Raw genomic sequence first — 1,037 nt, forward strand, 5'->3', positions numbered from 1 at the left:
TCTTTTTCATTCTTTAGTTTCAACAATCCAATTCCCTGTTGGTTTTTCTACTTTTTCTTTTTTTAAAAAACCTTTATTAACAACCTCTGTTTTCTTTTCTCTCTCAGCTTTAATCTTAATTTCTCCTGGCAATCGTTCGCTCATTTCCAGTAATTCATTTTTCTTTTCAAAAAGCTGGTTTTCCAAAGAAAGAATTTCCTTTTCTAAATCCTTTTTTTCTTTGTATTCATTCACATCTTTATAATTATTTGAACCAACTAATTTCCGTTCGATACCACGCTCTTTTAACATTTCTTCTAATATCTTCACTTCTTTTTCTCGCCAATCATCAAAAGGACGAGTTTTATCTAATTTTGGATCTTGTTGCGTAATTGCTCGGTCAAATGATACTTGCTTTTCAAGTCCACGTTTATACCCGCTTGCTACTGGAACAAAATTCAAATGCATGTGTGGGCTCGCTTCATCATTATGAATGACTGCGTTATAAATTTTTAAATTTGGATTTCGTTTTTCAAATCCCAATAACCATTCTTCTAAAATTTCGTTAGCCTTTTCAAAATCTTGTTTACTAGAAAAATCATCTTTATCGCCAACTTGAATAATCATTTCTTGCTGAAGTGATGTTTTTTTACTGGACTGAATGTGTTTATAATAGTCATCAATTTTTCGGTCGTTACGTTTTTGTTTGGCGTTATAGTTCTCCAACACTTCTCCAAATTCTTCTCGATATAATTTCTTTAAATCTTTCTGAACAAGATATTTATTTTCGTCAGACCTTGAATAATCTATGTGCGAATTTTGCTCTTTTTCCTTCTCGCTCATTGTCCTGTTATTGTGTCTAATGTTGGTTTTGTTCGTTGCCTTCTTGAGAGAAACTGACATACTCATAACGAATCAACTCCTTGGTTCCACTATACCAAAAGCTTTGTTACCTTGGCAAAGTAACCTTTTCTGTATTGTGACATTCCGCTACGCTCCATGTACACAATGAAAAGGCTCTGCGAGGCTGTTTTGGCTATCGCCAAGCCATGCTTTGC

At 33.8% G+C, this 1,037-nt stretch carries 1 protein-coding gene; it reads right to left on the minus strand.

All coding sequences use genetic code 11. The features are described 5' to 3' along the window. Positions 1-6 precede the first annotated feature (6 nt). The gene (locus tag D8S75_RS17265) at positions 7-888 is read right to left on the minus strand and encodes a plasmid recombination protein (protein WP_306419030.1); all 882 of its coding nucleotides are present in this window, start codon (positions 886-888) and stop codon (positions 7-9) included. Between the last annotated feature and the right edge of the window lie 149 nt (positions 889-1,037).

The organism is Simplicispira lacusdiani (genome assembly GCF_003604195.1).
GTDB lineage: Bacteria > Pseudomonadota > Gammaproteobacteria > Burkholderiales > Burkholderiaceae_C > Simplicispira > Simplicispira lacusdiani.

What these genes read in the sequence shown, in the direction of transcription:
- D8S75_RS17265 (WP_306419030.1), bottom strand. Translation starts at nt 888, where the DNA reads ATGAGTATGTCAGTTTCTCTCAAGAAGGCAACGAACAAAACCAACATT.